General features: G+C 49.2%; 12 protein-coding genes. 9 read left to right on the top strand and 3 right to left on the bottom strand.

The features are described 5' to 3' along the window. Positions 1 to 2 precede the first annotated feature (2 nt). Positions 3 to 863, bottom strand: a complete 861-nt coding sequence (hisG, locus tag CWM47_RS30710) for an ATP phosphoribosyltransferase (RefSeq protein ID WP_100992387.1) — start codon at positions 861 to 863, stop codon at positions 3 to 5. A gap of 358 nt (positions 864 to 1,221) precedes the next feature. On the opposite strand from hisG, the gene CWM47_RS30715 reads away from it, so the two are divergent. From CWM47_RS30715 to CWM47_RS30740, 6 genes are all read left to right on the top strand, one after another. Next, the gene (locus CWM47_RS30715) at positions 1,222 to 1,848 is read left to right on the top strand and encodes a 7-carboxy-7-deazaguanine synthase QueE (RefSeq protein ID WP_240625531.1); all 627 of its coding nucleotides are present in this window, start codon (positions 1,222 to 1,224) and stop codon (positions 1,846 to 1,848) included. Next, positions 1,803 to 3,776, top strand: a complete 1,974-nt coding sequence (locus CWM47_RS30720) for an OmpA family protein (RefSeq protein ID WP_100992389.1) — start codon at positions 1,803 to 1,805, stop codon at positions 3,774 to 3,776. Before CWM47_RS30715 ends, CWM47_RS30720 begins: the two co-directional genes overlap by 46 nt. A 200-nt stretch (positions 3,777 to 3,976) precedes the next feature. Continuing rightward, on the top strand, positions 3,977 to 4,942 hold the full coding sequence (gene trxB / locus CWM47_RS30725; protein ID WP_100992390.1) for a thioredoxin-disulfide reductase: 966 nt from the start codon (positions 3,977 to 3,979) through the stop codon (positions 4,940 to 4,942). 109 nt (positions 4,943 to 5,051) lie between these two features. After that, the gene (locus CWM47_RS30730; RefSeq protein WP_100992391.1) at positions 5,052 to 6,122 is read left to right on the top strand and encodes a peptidoglycan DD-metalloendopeptidase family protein; all 1,071 of its coding nucleotides are present in this window, start codon (positions 5,052 to 5,054) and stop codon (positions 6,120 to 6,122) included. Between the two features lie 106 nt (positions 6,123 to 6,228). Beyond that, positions 6,229 to 6,828 carry a hypothetical protein gene (locus CWM47_RS30735; protein ID WP_100992392.1) on the top strand — a complete coding sequence of 200 codons (600 nt, stop codon included), beginning with the start codon at positions 6,229 to 6,231 and terminating at the stop codon, positions 6,826 to 6,828. Between the two features lie 48 nt (positions 6,829 to 6,876). Further along, positions 6,877 to 9,123 carry a B12-binding domain-containing radical SAM protein gene (locus tag CWM47_RS30740; RefSeq protein WP_240625532.1) on the top strand — a complete coding sequence of 749 codons (2,247 nt, stop codon included), beginning with the start codon at positions 6,877 to 6,879 and terminating at the stop codon, positions 9,121 to 9,123. A 200-nt stretch (positions 9,124 to 9,323) separates the two neighbouring features. On the opposite strand, the gene CWM47_RS30745 is transcribed toward CWM47_RS30740, so the two are convergent. Then, positions 9,324 to 10,625, bottom strand: coding sequence for an amidohydrolase family protein (locus tag CWM47_RS30745; RefSeq protein ID WP_100992393.1), 1,302 nt, complete (start codon positions 10,623 to 10,625; stop codon positions 9,324 to 9,326). Between the two features lie 65 nt (positions 10,626 to 10,690). Next, positions 10,691 to 13,774 carry an amidohydrolase family protein gene (locus CWM47_RS30750; protein WP_100994134.1) on the bottom strand — a complete coding sequence of 1,028 codons (3,084 nt, stop codon included), beginning with the start codon at positions 13,772 to 13,774 and terminating at the stop codon, positions 10,691 to 10,693. Between the two features lie 347 nt (positions 13,775 to 14,121). On the opposite strand from CWM47_RS30750, the gene CWM47_RS30755 reads away from it, so the two are divergent. The 3 genes from CWM47_RS30755 (at position 14,122) to CWM47_RS30770 (ending at position 18,320) form a co-directional block, all read left to right on the top strand. Next, positions 14,122 to 15,360, top strand: coding sequence for a BamA/TamA family outer membrane protein (locus CWM47_RS30755; protein WP_100992394.1), 1,239 nt, complete (start codon positions 14,122 to 14,124; stop codon positions 15,358 to 15,360). 124 nt (positions 15,361 to 15,484) lie between these two features. Then, positions 15,485 to 16,048, top strand: a complete 564-nt coding sequence (locus CWM47_RS30760; RefSeq protein ID WP_100992395.1) for a pentapeptide repeat-containing protein — start codon at positions 15,485 to 15,487, stop codon at positions 16,046 to 16,048. Positions 16,049 to 16,727: 679 nt separating this feature from the next. Beyond that, positions 16,728 to 18,320, top strand: a complete 1,593-nt coding sequence (locus CWM47_RS30770) for a site-specific DNA-methyltransferase (RefSeq protein ID WP_100992397.1) — start codon at positions 16,728 to 16,730, stop codon at positions 18,318 to 18,320. Positions 18,321 to 18,456 lie beyond the last annotated feature (136 nt).

Genomic DNA, 18,456 nt, shown 5'->3' on the forward strand with positions numbered 1-18,456 from the left:
AATCAATAAATCATTTTCTCAATCGGGATCACCAGAATCCCTTCGGCACCAGCGGCCCGAATGGCTTCAATGTTTTCCCAGAATTCATTTTCGTTCAACACCGAATGTACCGAACTCCAGCCTTCAGTAGCCAGGGGCGTTACTGTTGGGCTTTTCATACCGGGCAATAAAGCGGTAATCTGGTCGAGCGCATGGTTGGGCGCATTCAACACAATGTATTTGTTATTTTTTGCCGCCTGCACCGACTTGATACGGAACAACAGCTTATCAAGTAACGCCTGTTTATCGGCAGCAAGTTCGGGGCGGGCGATCAGGATGGCTTCTGACCGAAAAATCGTTTCCACTTCTTTTAACCCATTGCTCAACAGCGTACTTCCCGAACTGACGATATCGCAAACGGCTTCGGCCAGACCGATGCTCGGCGCAATCTCAACCGACCCGCTGATTTCGTGAATTTCGGCCTGTACACCCTCACCAGCCAGGTAATTGCCAAGCAGATTGGGGTATGATGTAGCAATGTTTTTCCCATGCAGATCCTGGATACCCGACCACTCGGTACCGCGCGGAATGGCAATGGACAGGCGGCATTTAGAGAAGCCCAGTTTATGAACTGTCGTAACGGGACGACCTGTTTCAACGGCCACGTTCTCGCCAACGATCCCCAGATCGGCTACGCCATCTTCGACATAACCTGGAATATCATCGTCGCGCAGGAACAGGAACTCGGCAGGAAAGTTAGAGGAAACCGATTTAAGTTTACCCGTTCCGTAATCGAAACGGATGCCGCACTCTTTAAAAAGCTGATACGAATCTTCGCTCAACCGACCGGATTTTTGCAGGGCAATACGTAATACAGAAGACATTAACAGAGGTATGATATAGGATGTATGATGTGTGTCATACAGCTCGTGATACCAGATAACGATGGCATCAGGACAGGTGAATTGAATTAGGGAACAAAAGTAAGCGAAAAACGGGGAAGGACGTGCTGAACAACCAACACGAGGGCTAAAGAGCCTTACTGATGGCGACGATGTCGGAAATGAGAATGAGTAGCCCGTTGGGAGATCATGGCGCAAAGGTAAGCAGTTCGTCGTAATTTCAAATGGAAATACTAATCAGTTCTGTTTAGACCTATAAGGTTTTAGAAACCTTATAGGTCTAAACAGAACTCCCTATCTTTGTACTATGCTTTTGACACAGAAAAAACAACCTATAGAAATGAACTCACTTTTGGCCGTGGAAGCGACCGCCCTGCCCGTTATGGAAGCGTTTTATACGATTCAGGGTGAGGGAGCGCATACAGGTCGGGCGGCTTACTTTATACGGCTTGGCGGCTGCGATGTGGGCTGCCACTGGTGCGATGTAAAAGAATCGTGGGACGCTGAGGCTCACCCAAAATTGTCTATTGATTCGCTGGTTGACGGTGCCCTGCAATACCCCGGCCGTATGGCGGTCATTACGGGTGGGGAACCACTCATGCACGACCTGACCGAGCTAACGGCAGCTTTACAAACGGCTGGCTTTCAAACCAATATTGAAACCTCTGGCGTATGCCAGGCCGTTACGGGCTCCTGGGACTGGATTTGTTTTTCTCCCAAGAAATTCAAAAAGCCCAATCCCGCTATTTATGACAAAGCCGACGAACTGAAAGTTATCATTTATAATCAGTCCGATTTCGCCTTTGCCGAGTCGTTTGTGCCTTATTTGCGACCCGGTTGCAAACTCTTTTTGCAAACCGAATGGAGTCGTTCCAATGAAATGCTGCCTCGCATCGTTGATTATGTAAAAGATCATCCGCAATGGCAAATTTCGTTGCAGACACACAAGTATCTGGATATTCCATAGGAGACAGGAGAAAAGGGAAGAAAGGAATTTTTCGATTTATTATCCCTCTCCTCCCCTTTTTCCTTTTTTCTCTTCCCTCTTTCTCACAGGCTCCAAAGGCCAAAGAACTTTATGCGCAATCCATAAAACTCTTTGGTGAACGGAAAGCGAACGAAGCGATTCCGTTCATGGAGCAGGCCCTCAAACAGGACCCCACCTTTACGGATGCGTATCTCAAACTCGGTCAGTTGTATGAGTTTACCCGGCAGTTTGATCCGGCCCTGAACGCATACCGAAACGCTATAAAACTTCAGCCCGACAGCCCTGCTTCCGGTGCGGCTTACCAGTCGCTGAGCACGACTCTGCTTCGGTTGGGCCGGTACAGCGAAGCAATTCCTTATCTGGAAAAATACCAGACGCTGTTTGCTCCGGAGTCGGCTCAGGGCAAACGCATTGCCCGCCAAATCGAAACAGCCCGTTTCGCTATGGATGCGATACAGCATCCACAGACCGTTGATCCAAAACCGCTTTCGTCGGTATTACAAACTACACCGTCTCAATATTTCCCGGTCCTGACAGCCGATGAACAGACGCTGGTTTTTACAGCCCTGAAGCCCGAAGGCGATGAAGATCTGATGACCTCCACGTTCAACGGCGAAACCTGGTCACCACCGGTTTCACTGGCGTCGACTATCAATACCCCCGAAAACGAGGGAACAGCCAGCCTTTCGGCTGATGGGCGCACCTTGGTTTTCACAGCTTGTCAGGGTCGAAAGGGCTATGGTAGCTGCGACTTATATGTGAGCCGTAAAACCGGTAACGATTGGTCTTCGCCCGAAAACCTGGGCCCAACGATCAATACCCACTTCTACGAATCACAACCTGCCCTGTCGGCCGATGGTCGGCAATTGTATTTTGTGTCGGACAGGCCGGGCGGAAAAGGCCGACGCGACATCTGGCGCAGTGACCTTGGTGCCGACGGCAACTGGGCCGAACCCGTTAACCTCGGCGAGCCCGTCAATACGCCTGCCAATGAAGCATCTCCGTTTATTCACGCCAACGGCCAAAGTCTGTTTTTTGCTTCCGAGGGCCATATTGGCCTGGGCGGTTATGACCTTTTTGTGACCGATCAGGGCGCGTCCGGCTGGTCGGCTCCAACCAATTTGGGTTATCCCATCAATACATCCGAAGATCAGGCATCATTATTCGTAACAGCCAACGGAACACGGGCTTATTATTCATTTGAAGAACAAAAGGAGGGCGTCTCGCAGAAATCGCGCCTGTATACCTTCGATTTACCCGAGTCATTACGGGATCGTATCAGACCGGTGAGCTTTTTAAAAGGCATTGTTGCCGATGCCAAAACAAAAAAACCATTGGCCGCTTCGGTCGAGTTGGTTGATTTAAAAACTAATCAGATTGTTTCGCGGGTTGAGGCAGATACCCAAACAGGGCAGTATACGGCGGTGTTGCCCAGTGGTGGTGAGTATGCTTTATACGTTAGTATTCCGGGCTATTTGTTTAAAAGTTTATCCTTCGATTTCACGCAGAAAACAAAAGGTGAAGGCATAACTTTAAGCGTACCGCTTGAGCCGTTAGCTACCGGAGCATCGGCCAACGAAACCTTGAACAATCTCTTTTTTGAGTCCGGCCGCTACGATCTGGCCGACAAGTCGCGCACCGAACTTGACCGGTTATCTGCCTTTATGCAGTCAAATAAAGCCGTTAGCGTCGAAATTTCAGGGCATACCGACGATAAGGGCGATGTAGCCGCAAACCTGGTACTTTCGCAAAAACGAGCACAGGCCGTCGTTGAGTATCTCACCAAAGCGGGTATTTCACCGACCCGCATAAAAGCCATTGGCTACGGCAAAACCCGACCGCTTGTCCCCAACACTACCGACGAAAACAGGCGGCTAAATCGCCGTATCGAGTGGCGTGTGCTGTGATATACGATGTACGAATTACGATGTACGAGTTTGCTTATGCTTGCGAATCAACGCTAAGTCAAATCGTAGGTCGTATTTCGGCTATCGTAAATCCTTTGCTTTCCGAGGGATTTTTTTCAATTTTGTGTATGTTGTCGAAATAGCCTCTCTTTCTTGTGGAGGGTATTTTTTTATTGACAGACGCTTTCGCTCCTTTTGCAATGACTTCCGAACACGTTAAGTGCTTAATTATAGGTTCCGGCCCAGCCGGTTATACGGCCGCTATTTATGCGTCTCGGGCTAACATCCAGCCCGTCATGTATCAGGGTCCACAACCCGGTGGCCAGCTTACCATCACAACCGAAGTAGATAATTTCCCAGGCTATCCCGACGGTGTTCAGGGGCCTCAAATGATGCTGGATCTGGAAGCGCAGGCCCGGCGGTTTGGCACGGACATTCGATATGGCATGGTCACTAAAGTGGAGTTTTCTGACCAGCCGGGACAGGGTGCACCCCACCGCGCTATCGTTGACGATAAACACGAGATCACGGCTGACTCTATTATTATTTCGACCGGAGCCTCGGCCAAGTGGCTGGGTTTACCCTCTGAAATGCGGCTGAATGGCCGTGGCGTTTCGGCCTGTGCTGTTTGCGACGGGTTCTTCTTCCGTGGTCAGGACGTTGCCATTGTTGGCGCTGGCGATACAGCAGCCGAAGAAGCCAGTTATCTGGCCAACCTTTGCCGCAAAGTGTATATGCTGGTTCGGCGCGACGAAATGCGGGCTTCGCAGTTCATGCAAAAGCGCGTTAAAACAGCGCACAACATTGAAATTTTGTACAACACATCGACTGAAGAAGTGTTGGGCGATGAAGATGTAACGGGTGTGTTGGTGAAGAATACGGAAACTGGCGAAGAACGCGTTTTAGATGTGACCGGCTTTTTTGTCGCCATTGGTCACAAACCAAATACCGACATTTTCCAGGAATACCTTGAATTAGATGATAATGGATACATCCTTACAGAAAAAGGGAGTACCCGAACCAATATACCCGGCGTGTTTGCCTGTGGAGACGCTCAGGATAACATCTACCGTCAGGCCGTTACCGCAGCCGGTACAGGTTGTATGGCTGCTCTCGACGCAGAACGTTATCTGGTCACACTGGAAATGCAGGCCGAAGAAATTTGATTATTAAAGGCTAGTTTACAGTATTCAGTTTATGGTATTCGGTTAGCTGACGCACAGCACGCAAACCCAACACCATAAACCGAATACTGTAAACTCATTTAAAAAAAAGATGAGAGAAACCGTTACACGATGGCTACTGGCCATTGGGTGCTTGTGTTTGACCGTAACGACACAGGCCCAGGAACGCGGGCGATTTAAAAACAACCTGCGTATCACGCCAAAAAATGGGTCTAACCCAAACTCGCCGGTCGTTGAACAGCCACAAAAAGCGGACGACCAATTTGACCAGGAATCAACTCAACTGCGCTTTAACAGCCAGTTTGAGCCAAAAAAAGAACTGAACCCGGTTGTCAGTGAAGACACCAGCCAAATTGATCAGGGCGAAACCAGCGTGGTTGAAGTCATTGATTCAGTACTGGTAGGGACTGAGTGGGTCAAAATTGCCGATTACTACGCCGTTTGGGACTCCCGCACCATTGATCCCTATAATATCAATCCGCTGGAATTTGACGAAGCCATTGATATAAAACTATTTGATCCTCCAGCTAACCGCTTCTGGTCGGCACCACTGGAGGAGGGCAAAATGACCTCAAACTTTGGGTATCGCTGGGGGCGCTGGCATACGGGTACAGACCTCGATCTGGACACCGGCGATCCGGTGTATGCGTCGTTTGATGGCATTGTACGGGTAGTGGGATGGGATGGAAATGGGTATGGCCGCTATGTACTGGTGCGGCATTATAACGGCCTTGAAACACTGTATGGCCACATGTCCAAACAAACGGTTGAACCCGGCCAACTTGTAAAAGCGGGCGACCAGCTCGGTTTAGGCGGTAGCACAGGCCGCAGTTCAGGTCCTCATCTTCACTTTGAGACACGCTATGAGGGCAACCCGTTCAGCCCTTTGAACATTTATTCATTCCCGGAGAATACCATTAATTCCGACCACTTTCTCTTGACAGGTTCCGTTTGGGATTATCTGCGGGGTGGCCGTTCATCATCGTCGGAAGTTAGTTCGAAACCACGCTTCAAACGGACGGTTCTACACCGTGTCCGGTCCGGCGAAACACTCAGTTCCATCGCCGACCGGTATGGTATGTCGGTATCTGCATTAAGTCGCAAGAATCATTTATCCTCCCGTTCGCGAATTCGTCCGGGACAGAAAATTCGGGTGCATTAAATGTCCGATTTCCAGTAAAGGCCAACTGCCATATCACGATGATATAGTAGTTGGCCTTTACTGTGTTCTATCAAGTTTAACGCACCGTGAAAGACCGCTCTATAGCATGAAAACACTTATTCTCGCCCTCAGTCTGTTGTCATTTCTTAGTTGCACAACGAAGAAAAAACTCGACCAAACAAGCGAAACAGATCGTGTTCAGGGAACATCGGCAGACACGGTGAGCCAGGCAACTAAACGTAAATTACCGGGTGGGCCAGCTCCTCAAAAGGGCCTTTCTGATAGTGCTACAACATGGGTTTACGAGAAAAAAATTGATAAAGAAGGCAACACAGTTCACAAAGCGTCGATCCATTCACCAAATCTTCTGGAATTCGGTTTCCCTTATGCTGGCGGATCTACGGCCACACTTAGCATCAGGCATAAAAACGGCACGTCTTATTTGTACCTGGAAGTGTCGAAAGGGCAATTCAACCGGAGTTTTCAGGGCGGCACGGCTCGCATACGATTTGATGATAAACCCGCCCGTGATTATTCATTTTCTGCGGCAGAAAATGGACGGGCCAACATCATCTTTTTCGATTCGGTGCAGCCTTTGGTCGACCAACTAAAATTGGCCCGGAAGGCGGTTGTGGCTGTCGAGTTTTATGCACAGGGAAAGCGTCAGATCGAGTTCAGAACTGGCAGCCTACGCTGGAATCACTAACAGGAACAGAACACCCAGCCACCGAACCATTGCCGAAATCACAAGGTTATGCTCTTTCAGGATAGGGTGATAACCTATCCACGAATTTATACCATTGTGGCTCAGACGCTCCTTCTCATTACTCCGCCCTTCACGCAGTTGAACACCCCCTATCCGGCAACGGCTTACCTGAAGGGGTTTCTACAAACTCAACATATCACTTCGTATCAGGCGGATTTAGGGATTGAGGTTATTCTGAAGCTATTTTCATCGGGCGGGCTAGCCTCAATGTTTGCCGAACTTGAGGCTACGGATGCCGAACTGTCCGACAATAGTTATCGCATCTGTCGATTGCAGGACGACTATATAAGCACCATAGACCCGGTCATTCGTTTTTTGCAAAACAAAAACCCAACCCTCGCCCACAGCATCTGCGACCGTACTTATTTGCCCGAAGCTTCGCGGTTTGCACAACTGGAAGAACTGGAATGGGCGTTTGGCACAATGGGCATTCACGACAAAGCCCGACATCTGGCTACGCTTTATCTCGAAGACCTCAGCGACCTGATTCAGGAGGCCGTCGACCCGCACTTCGGATTCAGCCGCTACGCCGAACGGCTGGGGCGTTCAGCTACGCATTTCGATGAGTTGCACGAAGCCCTGCAACGGCCAGATACACGAATATCAACTACGTTAGTTGATTTGCTGGAGCATAAAATTCAGCAGTGGCAACCAGACGTTGTTTGCCTGACGGTTCCATTTCCGGGCAATCTTTATGGTGCCCTGACCTGTGGAAAATACCTGAAACAGCATCACCCGGCGATAAAGATCATTATGGGCGGTGGCTATGCCAACACCGAACTTCGGTCGCTTAGGGAGCCGCGTGTTTTTGATTACGTGGATTTTATCTGTCTCGATGACGGCGAAGCTCCCCTCCTGACGTTGCTGGAACATTTGTCGGGCCAACGCGAATTGGGTCAGGTCAAGCGAGTGTTTGCCCGTACCAATGGCGTGGTTACGTATTATAACGGCGCCCCGGAAAAAGATGTACCCCAGCGTGAAACGGGTACACCCAATTACCGCGATCTGCCGTTGACCGATTACCTCTCGGTCATTGAGGTTGTTAACCCAATGCACCGGCTCTGGAGCGATGGCCGCTGGAATAAGTTGACGTTGGCACACGGTTGCTATTGGGGGAAATGCTCCTTCTGCGATGTAACGCTGGACTATATCAAACGATATGAACCCGTTACGGCATCGCTTCTGTGCGACCGCATCGATGAGATTATTGAGCAGACCGGACAAAACGGCTTTCACTTTGTCGACGAAGCCGCTCCCCCTGCCCTGATGCGCGATCTGGCAATGGAAATTATCCGCCGGAAACTGACGGTTACCTGGTGGACAAATATCCGGTTTGAAACCAGTTTCACACCAGACCTTTGTACGTTATTGAAAGCCTCTGGCTGCATTGCCGTTTCGGGAGGGCTGGAGGTAGCTTCCGATCGCCTGCTGGAGCGAATGAAAAAAGGCGTGACAGTGGCACAGGTAGCCAGAGTTGCTGACGCCTTCACACAGGCGGGTATCATGGTTCATGCCTACCTGATGTATGGTTTTCCAACGCAGACGATGCAGGAAACCGTCGATTCGCTGGAGATGGTTCGGCAGTTATTTATGAACGGCATCGTTCAGTCAGGATTTTGGCATCGGTTCGCAATGACCGCCCACAGTCCCGTAGGTGTTGACCCTGCCGGTTTCGACGTTATGCGAATAGGCCCTGATTTTGGTGGCTTCGCCGATAATGACCTTGACCACGCCGACCCCACTGGTGCTGATCACGACTTGTTTGCCGAGGGACTACGTAAGTCTCTGTTCAACTATATGCATGATGTGGGTTTCGATTTACCCCTTCACACGTGGTTTCCGTTCAAAATACCAATTACCTCCATTCCGGCCCGGTATATTGAGAAGGCTATCCGTCAGAAAACGGACAAAGACCCACGGTCAAATGCTTTTGTTATCTGGCCGGGAAATATGCCCAGCATGGAAGTCTTCGAGTTGCAGCAAGGCCTTAAGGTAATCGAAATGGCCGAGTTGGAGTTCTACAGCAAACAAAGCCATTGGTTACTCGAAGCCCCGACGTCTGTTGGTGAATGGATCATGAATGTACTACCCAGGCTCATCATTGGCCAACACGAACCGTATTCGTTAGCTCAAGTTAAAGTCGATTATGATGCTAGTGGAAATGGCGCTTTTGACACCTTTAAGCAATCGCATGTGTGGGCCAAACTTCGGGAGCATGGGTTGCTCATTGTTTAGGCGATGGCGTAAGGCTCTGGCTTTGTGTCTAGTATTCTCCGGCCTCTGGCCGATATGATGTAGTTTCATTAAACCGGCCAGAGGCCGGAGAATACTAGACACAAGGCCAGAGCCTTGCGCCATCGTCACTGAGGTTCTATAATTAAAGAAGGGATGGTATTGCCATCCCTTCTTTAATTATAGAACCAGTCTGCAATTAATTACTTCTGCTCGTACTTGTCTTTGTACGTTTTGTAAAGACGCTTATGCCGGTCGTCCAGATTTACTTTACGGCCCTGGATAAATACCTGTTCGATCACATTCGTACGCATATCAAGCGCATCCCCTGCCGAAACAAACAGTGTTGCCTGTTTTCCTTTTTCAAGCGTGCCGACCATACTGTCGATACCCAGAATTTTGGCGGTGTTCGACGTTACCATCTTCAGCGCGTCTTCGCGGTCGGTCACACCGAAACCAGCGGCTGTGCCCGCTAGAAAGGGCAGATTGCGTGTCCGCCACCATTCGTCGGCATAGCTCAAGCTGACCAGAATACCCGCTTTATGCAGAATACCCGGCATCCGATACGGCAAGTCTACATCTTCATCTTCGCGATTTGGCAGTCGATGCAACCCGCTTAGAATGACCGGAATATTATTTTCTTTCAAAAACGTGAGGGCGCGATTGGCTTCTTCTCCCCCAACGATCACGATCTTTTGCACACCCACCGACTTGGCAAACGTAACGGCTTCGATGATGTCTTTGCCATAATCAGCCCGGATATATAGATTCTGTTTTCCAGAGAACAAGCCCCGCATAGACTCCAGTTTGAGATTCATAGTGGCCGGTGTCGGTGCAGCCGCATAGGCTCTGGCATCTGCAAAGGTTGCCTGTAAGGCGTCAATGGCTGGCCCGCGTTTGTCGTTTTTCTTAACGACAGTAGTGAAATCCTCGAAGTTGAAATCATTGGCGAAATAGGTAGGCCAGTTGAGCCAGATCCCATCGTCCTTTTTCAGCACAGCATCTTCCCAGTTCCAGCCGTCGGCCATCATCACACTCGAACTTCCCGATACAGTGCCCCCCTGCGGCATGGCTTGTGTGAGCAACACGCCATTGTTCCGAATGGTCGGGATAATTTCGGAGTCGGTATTATAGGCAATCAGCGACCGGATGTTTGGGTTCAGAATACCAATTTCCTGCTTGTCGACCGTAGACCGAACAGCACCCGTTTCCTGCAAGCCCACCGTTGAAGCCGGTGAAATAAGGCCCGGATAGAGGTGCTTGCCCGATACGTCGATAACTTCCACATCGGTGAGGTTCAGCTTCACCAGTGTTCCGTCAACAACGTTCGTGATAACGCCGTTTGTGAACAGCACAACGCCGTTTGGAATTACCTGCCCGGTGCCCACGTGAACCGTTCCGCCCATCAGCGCAATGGTCTTCGTCTGCGGCTTCGCCGGGGCTGGGTTCTGGCCATAGCTCATGAGCGAGGCCAGGGTGAATATAGATATTAGTAGTTTTTTCATGTTTTGTTAGTTTTGATAAACGGAAATCGGAGCGTCAGCCAACAGTAACCCGTATACCGTATACCTTATTTGCCCGCTTCCCCTTCGGCCATAACACCTTCTATATCTTCGCAATGCCACATCCGAGCGCGTTTTGGCATGGGCCGTACGGTCGATGCACCACCCGCTTTTGCAGTCAGCATTTTTTGAATAAGGCGGGCGCGTTCGGCCTGCATCTGATCACGCTTCTGATCTTCGTCTTTCAAACTGAAGTAGATCGCTCCGTCGATCATCGTGAATTCAGGACGGGCGTAAATGGCCAGCGGGTTCGCATTCCAAAGCACAAGGTCAGCATCCTTACCTGCCCGAACACTACCCAGTTTACTGTCTAGGTGCAGTAATTTAGCGGGGTTCAGCGTCACCATTTTCCAGGCGTCCTCTTCGGTCATACCACCATACTCGATGGTTTTTGCCGCTTCCTGATTCAGGCGACGAGCCATTTCGGCATCATCGGAGTTGATTGATACCGTTACGCCCTGGCGATGCATTATGGCAGCGTTGTAGGGAATAGCATCATGTACCTCCATTTTATACGCCCACCAATCGGCAAAAGACGAACCACCGGCTCCGTGTTTTGCCATCTTGTCGGCCAGTTTGTAGCCTTCCAGAATGTGCGTAAACGTGTTGACTTTAAAGCCCAGCGAATCGGCCACTTTCAATAGCATGTTGATCTCCGACTGCACATAGGAGTGACAGGTAATGAAGCGTTTGTTCGCCAGGATTTCGGCCAGCGCATCAAGTTCAATATCCCGGCGTGGCGCAATAGCGGTTGCTTTCTCTTTCGTACTTAACTTGTTGTAAGCCGCCCAGCCTTTTGCGTATTCTTTAGCCCGCGTAAAATGGTCGACAAACACTTGCTCTACACCCATCCGAGATTGTGGGAAACGGGTTAACACATTCGGGTTCGGGTAGTTGGATTGCTTCACGTTTTCGCCGAGGGCGAACTTGATAAACCCATCTGCTCCTTTGATCAGCATACCATCTGCCGATTCGCCCCATTTCAGTTTTACGATAGCCGACTGCCCGCCAATAGCGTTAGCCGAACCATGCAGCAATTGTGAGGTTGTAACCCCCCCGGCCAACTGACGGTAGATATTGATATCGTCCGGGTTGATCACATCCGCCATTCGAACCTCCGCTGAACTCGACTGAGCGCCTTCGTTGATCGACAGGAGCGCAATGTGCGAATGTTCGTCAATGATTCCATTCGTGAGGTGTTTACCTGTTCCGTCAACGACTTTAACATCGGCAGCGGCCGTGAGCCCTTTACCCACTTTCGAGATTTTGCCGCCCGTAACCAGCACGTCGGTATTAGTCAACACGCCGTCTTTCTCATTTGTCCAGACAGTTGCGTTCCGAATCAGGATGGTCTCTGCTTTAGGTTTCTGTGCATTGCCCATACCCACAAACGGGTAGAGAACTGTAGCCGCCGTGTTGCTGGCAGGTGAAGTAGCCGACGCCATAGCCGTAGTTGAACTGGTGGCAGAGGTCGACGTAGCTGTCGTTGATACAGGTGCATCGCCCGTGCGCACCGCCGACCAGGTTATGGCTTTACCATCCGGGCTTTCGCCATCCCCTTTTAAATTCGTCGGTGTGGTCCGATAGCCCGTCAGGCGTGTAGTGCCCGGTTTCTTTTTGTCAAGCTGTACCTGAATCGAGATAATATCGCCCGAGAAAGCCACTTTTGGCGTGAGTTTCAGCGTATCGGCAACAATCTGGTACTCCGGTTTTTCGGGCGATTTTCCCGTAATGTTCAACTTCAGATTGGATTGCGAACCAACCGTCAAGGTCCAGACCCCGCGCAGATCGGCGGCATCTTTGCTGTTCACAATGTATTGTTTACCCCGCATCCAGTTCTCATAGATCACGTTGTCGGCGCTGAACAGATTGCCCGAGGTAATAATAAAATTGGCAATCTGGCCTTTTTTCAACGTACCAAGTTCATCCTCAGCCCGTATTAATTTGGCGGGGATGGTGGTTAGGGCTTCGAGTGCTTTTTGTTCAGGGAGGCCGTTTTCAATGGCTTTACGAAGATTAGCCCAGAAATCAGCCTTGTTTTTAAGGCCCGCTGTTGTCAGCGCAAACTGGACATTGGCTTTAGCCAGCCGACCGGCATTCATTGGTGCCATTTCCCAATGTTTGAGTTCGGCGAGGGCTACATTGTCGGCATCCCAGGCGTCTTCGATATCATAGGGCTGTGGGTAGTTCAAGGGCACAATCAACGATGCTCCGGTCGCTTTTACTTCGTCGAGCCGTTGATATTCATCGCCCGAGCTGCGGATAATGTATTGAACGCCAAACTCATCCCCAATTTTATCGGCCCGCAGTATTCCCAATTTATCATTGGCTTCAAAAATGGCAGGTAAATTCTGGGTACGGTTCAAGGCTTCGAGCGACATATTTGCCTGCTCTTTGCTACCCGACCGTTTATACCAGTCGGCATCATAGAAAGCTTGCCGCAACAGGGCCACAATACCCATCATCGAGTTAGGATATTGCTGGCCCGACGTTCCTTTGCTGAACGAGTAGTGAGCAGTGACATTGGGCTTCAGCACGAGCGTATTCTCCCGGTCATCGGCCAGAATTACCAGCGAACCTGTACCGCGTGCAATGCCATCATGTGGATGGGTAAGCACAGCGCCGAAACCTAACTTCCGTAATTCGTCGGCTTTTTTGGTATCGGCTTTAAACAAAACACTGGCATCATTTTCGGGCTGTATGGCTTGATTCCAGTAGTAAGCCCCTTTTTTATTCGATTCATACTGCGGCACACCACCCCGGCCACCGGCTGGCCCACGGGTAATTTCGGGCATTCCATAATCGGAGTCGATATCAACCAGACCCGGATAAATTCGTTTCCCTTTCAAATCGGTGATAACAGTGCCGGCAGGTATACTAACCGCCGTACCAACGGTTTCAACGCGCCCATTCCGAATGAGCAGGGTAGCATTTTGAAGGGTGGTTTGTGGGTCGACAACAATAGTAGCATTCGTAAATGCATACAAACCGGGTCGCTCATCATAGACGCCATTTCGCGGAAAAGTCGTCTGGGCCACAGAGGAATATGCCAGACCAGCCGCCAAAAGTGCTGTCAGATAATGTTTTGTCATGAACATAATTGATTAGTTGATGATTGGGGTTAACCGTCAAAAGTACGGAAACTGGCGTGCCTTTTGGCAATTTATCCAAAGAAGATTTTGCATTACCAGTTTGTTAAAACCTTAAAATATCGCTGGTTTTTACGATTTTCAGGATGAGTAGGACTCTTCCCTGATTTGGGCAAAAGCGTTGATGTCAAGTTGCTTGAACATCCGCCCTGACAATCCGTTTACTCATGCAACGTTCAACCTTTTTTTTGCGTTTGGTTGACTGTGCGGCCGATCTAATCTATTTATTTTACCAATCGAATACGCCGTAAAAACCATCTATCATCTATGCCTTTGGTACAGCCCCACTCATGAAACTCATTCTTGGTTTATTTGTGAGTTTCCTTGTAGTATGTAGTTCGGCTCTTACCCCTGCTGTGGCCCAAATGCCGCTGGCGGATACAATCGCGACCAATACGACTGCTATTCGGCATGTACCTCCTCAACACGACGTTGCCGATCTGGTAAAACGCTGGTATCCACGGCTTCCTATTACCCAACACGATTCTTCAACGTTGCATGAAGGCAAACGCTTTGTTCTGGTCATACCACAGATAGGTTATACCCTGCAAACGCGCGGCTTGGTGGCCGTATTGGTGAATACGCCTTTCAGAATGGCCAACGCCAACATGTCATCAATGACAGGGCAGGTTGCCTACACCCAGAACAATCAGATTATTTTTACTAGTACATCATCGATCTGGACACGGGATAATCGCTTTCTATGGACCAACGACTGGCGGCTGATGCATTACCCGCAAGCAACTTACGGGCTGGGCATGTACACCTCCACCGACCGGGTTATTAATATGGATTATGCCTATTTCCGGTTTCATCAAAGTTTACTGCGTCGGTTGGCTCCAAATTTATATGCGGGCATGGGTTATCATTTGGATTTGCACTGGAACATAGACAGCTACAACAGCCGCCGGGAGGTGACCCGTATTTCGAGATACACCAACGGGGTCGTAGGTCGTTCGGTATCGTCGGGGCCAACCGTTCACCTCTTATATGATAACCGCCAGAATGCCATTAACCCCGCTGGCGGCTTTCTGGTGAACGCTACGTTACGGGCTAACATGCGTGTACTTGGCAGCGACGATACCTATCAATCTGCATTAGTTGAAGTACGAAAATACGTCCACGTCCCGGCTAATTCCGACAATATTCTGGCATTTTGGTCATACAACGCATTGACCTTGAGCGGCAACCCACCCTTTCTGGATTTGCCCAGTACGGGTTGGGACTATAGCGGCAATGTGGGACGTGGATTTATCCAGGGACGCTTTCGGGGCAAGAACCTGTTATATGCAGAAACCGAATACCGTTTTCACTTAACCGCCGACCGCTTGTTGGGCGGTGTTGTTTTCGCGAATGCCCAGACGGTTACGGAACAGAACAGCGGCCAGTTCGAAAAGATCGTTCCGGCGGTTGGCGCGGGACTTCGAATCAAAATGAATAAACTATCCCGTACAAATCTTTCCGTTGATTATGGCGTAGGCTTCGACGGCTCCAAAGGATTATTTTTCAATTTGGGCGAAGTTTTCTAATTGCCTTACACTAGCAGATAATACCAACCAATTAGCCTGACCCTGATTTGATGTTTCCCTAAACGGAGCGTAGGTTTACCGTATCGTCCAAATTAACGTAGCGCCGACTACACAGCTTTTATAAATGGATTTTTGTGACCAACTATTTGATCAAAGTACCAGCCCTGTAGACCAGTGGGCCCGGCAAAATTTTGAACAGTGTACCTTCAAAAACCTCGATTTATCGAAAGTCGTTTTTGCCAACACCAGCTTTATCAACTGTAGGTTTGACTACTGCAATCTGAGCGCGGCCCTATTCGAAGGCACGAAGCTGGATGATGTGGTTTTCGTTGATTGTAAATTAAACAGCGTCAATTTTGGGCAGTGCAGCGCATTTGGCTTCCACGTTGACTTCCAAACGTGTCAACTTGACTATGTTTCGTTTTTTGGCCGAAACCTGAAAAAGACGCGCTTTGTCGATTGCTCTTTACTCGAAGGTCGTTTTATCAACTGCGATCTGAGCGGGGCTTTGTTCAAAAACTGCAACCTCGAACTGACTCTCTTTGCGACGAACGTACTCACACAGACAGACTTCTCCAGTTCCTACAACCTGACCTTAGACCCCGACGGTAATAAGCTAAAGAAAACGAAGTTTTCAGTTCACAGCCTTCGCGGTTTGCTTACGAAATATGATATTGTGGTTAGTTAGATTATTACATAGACTACTAGCTTACAAGATATTAGCTCTCGTTTAAAAAAGGATTAACCATAGAGCGGTGCGCCGTTGCGACACAAAGGCCACAGAAATGGTCGCAATGACACTACCAATAACTTCGTCGTGAATTATTACGTACCTCCACCCATGTAAAGTCTGTTGACCAGCCAAATTCCGCTTTTAGGGTTAATTGGGTTTTTGTGATCGTGTAGGGACCTGTGCGCCGGTGCGACAATACCTTGCGTCTACTGACCGGGTGGTTATGGCTGGATTAATTTTATATGGATACGAATTACTGAAGCGAAGGAGACGCAAAGGATTGTCGCACCGGCGAACCGGTCTCTACTTGCCCGTCTCAGTGAATCAGACTATCTTGCTGGCTAAAACAACCCAATTTATAGCGCAAAAAAGACAACTCATTCTATCATAAAGACATAGCGTTGCTTACAGTTTCCCCTCAGGAAAAACGGCCAAATTTTTAGCGAGGGAGGAAATGGTGAAGCGGACGCACTCGAAAGGGTGCGCCCCTTTGCTGTTTCTACATTTAACCCTTGCTGGGCGCTTGGCCGTGCCTTCCTGAGATACAATGTGGGCAGCGGAGGCCAGCGTACCCCTATTTTTTTGCCCCCTATTGAGCCTCGGGGCGTTCATCTGCAAATCCCCGACGCTCATAATGCCCACACTTACCTGGATAGGGAAAGATAAAGTAATCAATCATCACCACGACGTACCGTTTCGGATTCTCGATCCGCAATACAGTTATGGCACTCCTTCCCCTGATTTAGGAGAGGGACGGGCTGAGGGTAACCGAATTATTCACGGCGATAATCTGGAAGCCCTGAAAGCCCTCTTGCCGTATTATGAAGGCCGCATCAAGTGCATCTACATCGACCCGCCCTACAATACCGGCAACGAAGGCTGGGTCTACAACGACAATGTCAGCGACCCAAAACTGAAACGCTGGCTCGGTAAAGTAGTAGGCAAGGAGAGCGAAGACCTTAGCCGCCACGACAAATGGCTGTGCATGATGTATCCGAGACTACAACTATTGCACAGACTACTGGCTGATGACGGGGCCATTTTCGTATCCATAGACGACAATGAACAAGCGAGTTTAAAGTTGGTAATGGATGAGATTTGGGGACCGGGGAATTTTGTCAGCTCAATAGTTTGGCAAAAGAATTTTGCTCCAAAAAACGATGCAAAACACTTCTCAACCGATACAGAGTCAATTATCGCATATGCAAAATCACTTACTTTATTAAAAATTTATCGACTAAAAAGAAGTGAGAAGAACCTTCAAAATTATAAAAATCCAGATAATGATATACGTGGTTTGTGGGCTTCCAGTGATCTACTCAGAATGGAGCATCGCGATAATTCGGTTTATACAATAACATCTCCTTCTGGAAGACAATGGGCACCTGAGCCGGGTACTAGTTGGCGTCATCCAGAACCGGAACTTATTGAATTAGTAAAAAATAACCGAATTTGGTTTGGCTTAGATGGCAATACTAAGCCAAGGCGAAAACGATTTTTGAGTGAAATAAAAGAAGGAGTTATTCCTCAAACTTTATGGAAACATGAGGAAGTAGGAAATACACAAGAAGCGAAAAAAGAAGTAAACTCGATATTTAAAGGTACAAACGAGCGATTCCCAACCCCTAAACCAACTCGCCTAATTGAGCGTATCCTCCAAATCGCCACCGGCCCAAACGACATCATTCTCGATTCCTTCGCGGGTTCCGGCACTACGGCCCATGCTGTATTAAATTTGAATAAACAGGACGGCGGCAATCGTCAATTTATTCTGGTGGAAATGGAAGACTATGCCGAAACCATTACCGCCGAGCGGGTTCGGCGGGTGATTGACGGCTATGGCGGGAAAGACGGTACCGGGGGCGAATTCACCTATTACGAACTCGGCCCTGCCCTGTTTACGGAAAATGGCCTGCTCAATGAAGACTTGCCCCTGAATCGCATTCGGGAGTATATCTGGTATTCCGAAACGCGTTTGCCCTTTCTCAGTACGCCCAAAACTGAAAACGAAACTCCGCATTTTCTGGGCAAGCTGTTCGAAACAGCGTATTACTTCTATTACCAGCCCAACGAACTCACAACGCTGGATTACGACTTCCTGTCGACCGTGCAAACCCCAGCAGAACAGTACGTTATCTACGCCGACAATTGCCTGATTAGCCCCGACTGGCTCCAGCAACGGCACATCATCTTCAAGAAAATCCCCCGGGATATTTCCAGATTTTAATTGATGGCGCAAGGCTCCGGCCTTGTGTCTATTATTCTCCGGCCTCTGGCCGGTTTATTAAAATTACATTCGCATACCGGCCAGAGGCCGGAGAATAAGAGGCCCAAGGCCAGAGCCTTGCGCCATACGCAACAAC

The organism is Spirosoma pollinicola (assembly GCF_002831565.1).
In the GTDB taxonomy this organism is placed as follows: domain Bacteria; phylum Bacteroidota; class Bacteroidia; order Cytophagales; family Spirosomataceae; genus Spirosoma; species Spirosoma pollinicola.

Bases quoted from the DNA above. Each gene is read 5' to 3' on its own strand.
- hisG (WP_100992387.1), bottom strand. From the start codon at position 863: ATGTCTTCTGTATTACGTATTGCCCTGCAAAAATCCGGTCGGTTGAGC.
- CWM47_RS30715 (WP_240625531.1), top strand. From the start codon at position 1,222: ATGAACTCACTTTTGGCCGTGGAAGCGACCGCCCTGCCCGTTATGGAA.
- CWM47_RS30720 (WP_100992389.1), top strand. From the start codon at position 1,803: ATGGCAAATTTCGTTGCAGACACACAAGTATCTGGATATTCCATAGGA.
- trxB (WP_100992390.1), top strand. From the start codon at position 3,977: ATGACTTCCGAACACGTTAAGTGCTTAATTATAGGTTCCGGCCCAGCC.
- CWM47_RS30730 (WP_100992391.1), top strand. From the start codon at position 5,052: ATGAGAGAAACCGTTACACGATGGCTACTGGCCATTGGGTGCTTGTGT.
- CWM47_RS30735 (WP_100992392.1), top strand. From the start codon at position 6,229: ATGAAAACACTTATTCTCGCCCTCAGTCTGTTGTCATTTCTTAGTTGC.
- CWM47_RS30740 (WP_240625532.1), top strand. From the start codon at position 6,877: ATGCTCTTTCAGGATAGGGTGATAACCTATCCACGAATTTATACCATT.
- CWM47_RS30745 (WP_100992393.1), bottom strand. From the start codon at position 10,625: ATGAAAAAACTACTAATATCTATATTCACCCTGGCCTCGCTCATGAGC.
- CWM47_RS30750 (WP_100994134.1), bottom strand. From the start codon at position 13,774: ATGACAAAACATTATCTGACAGCACTTTTGGCGGCTGGTCTGGCATAT.
- CWM47_RS30755 (WP_100992394.1), top strand. From the start codon at position 14,122: ATGAAACTCATTCTTGGTTTATTTGTGAGTTTCCTTGTAGTATGTAGT.
- CWM47_RS30760 (WP_100992395.1), top strand. From the start codon at position 15,485: ATGGATTTTTGTGACCAACTATTTGATCAAAGTACCAGCCCTGTAGAC.
- CWM47_RS30770 (WP_100992397.1), top strand. From the start codon at position 16,728: ATGCCCACACTTACCTGGATAGGGAAAGATAAAGTAATCAATCATCAC.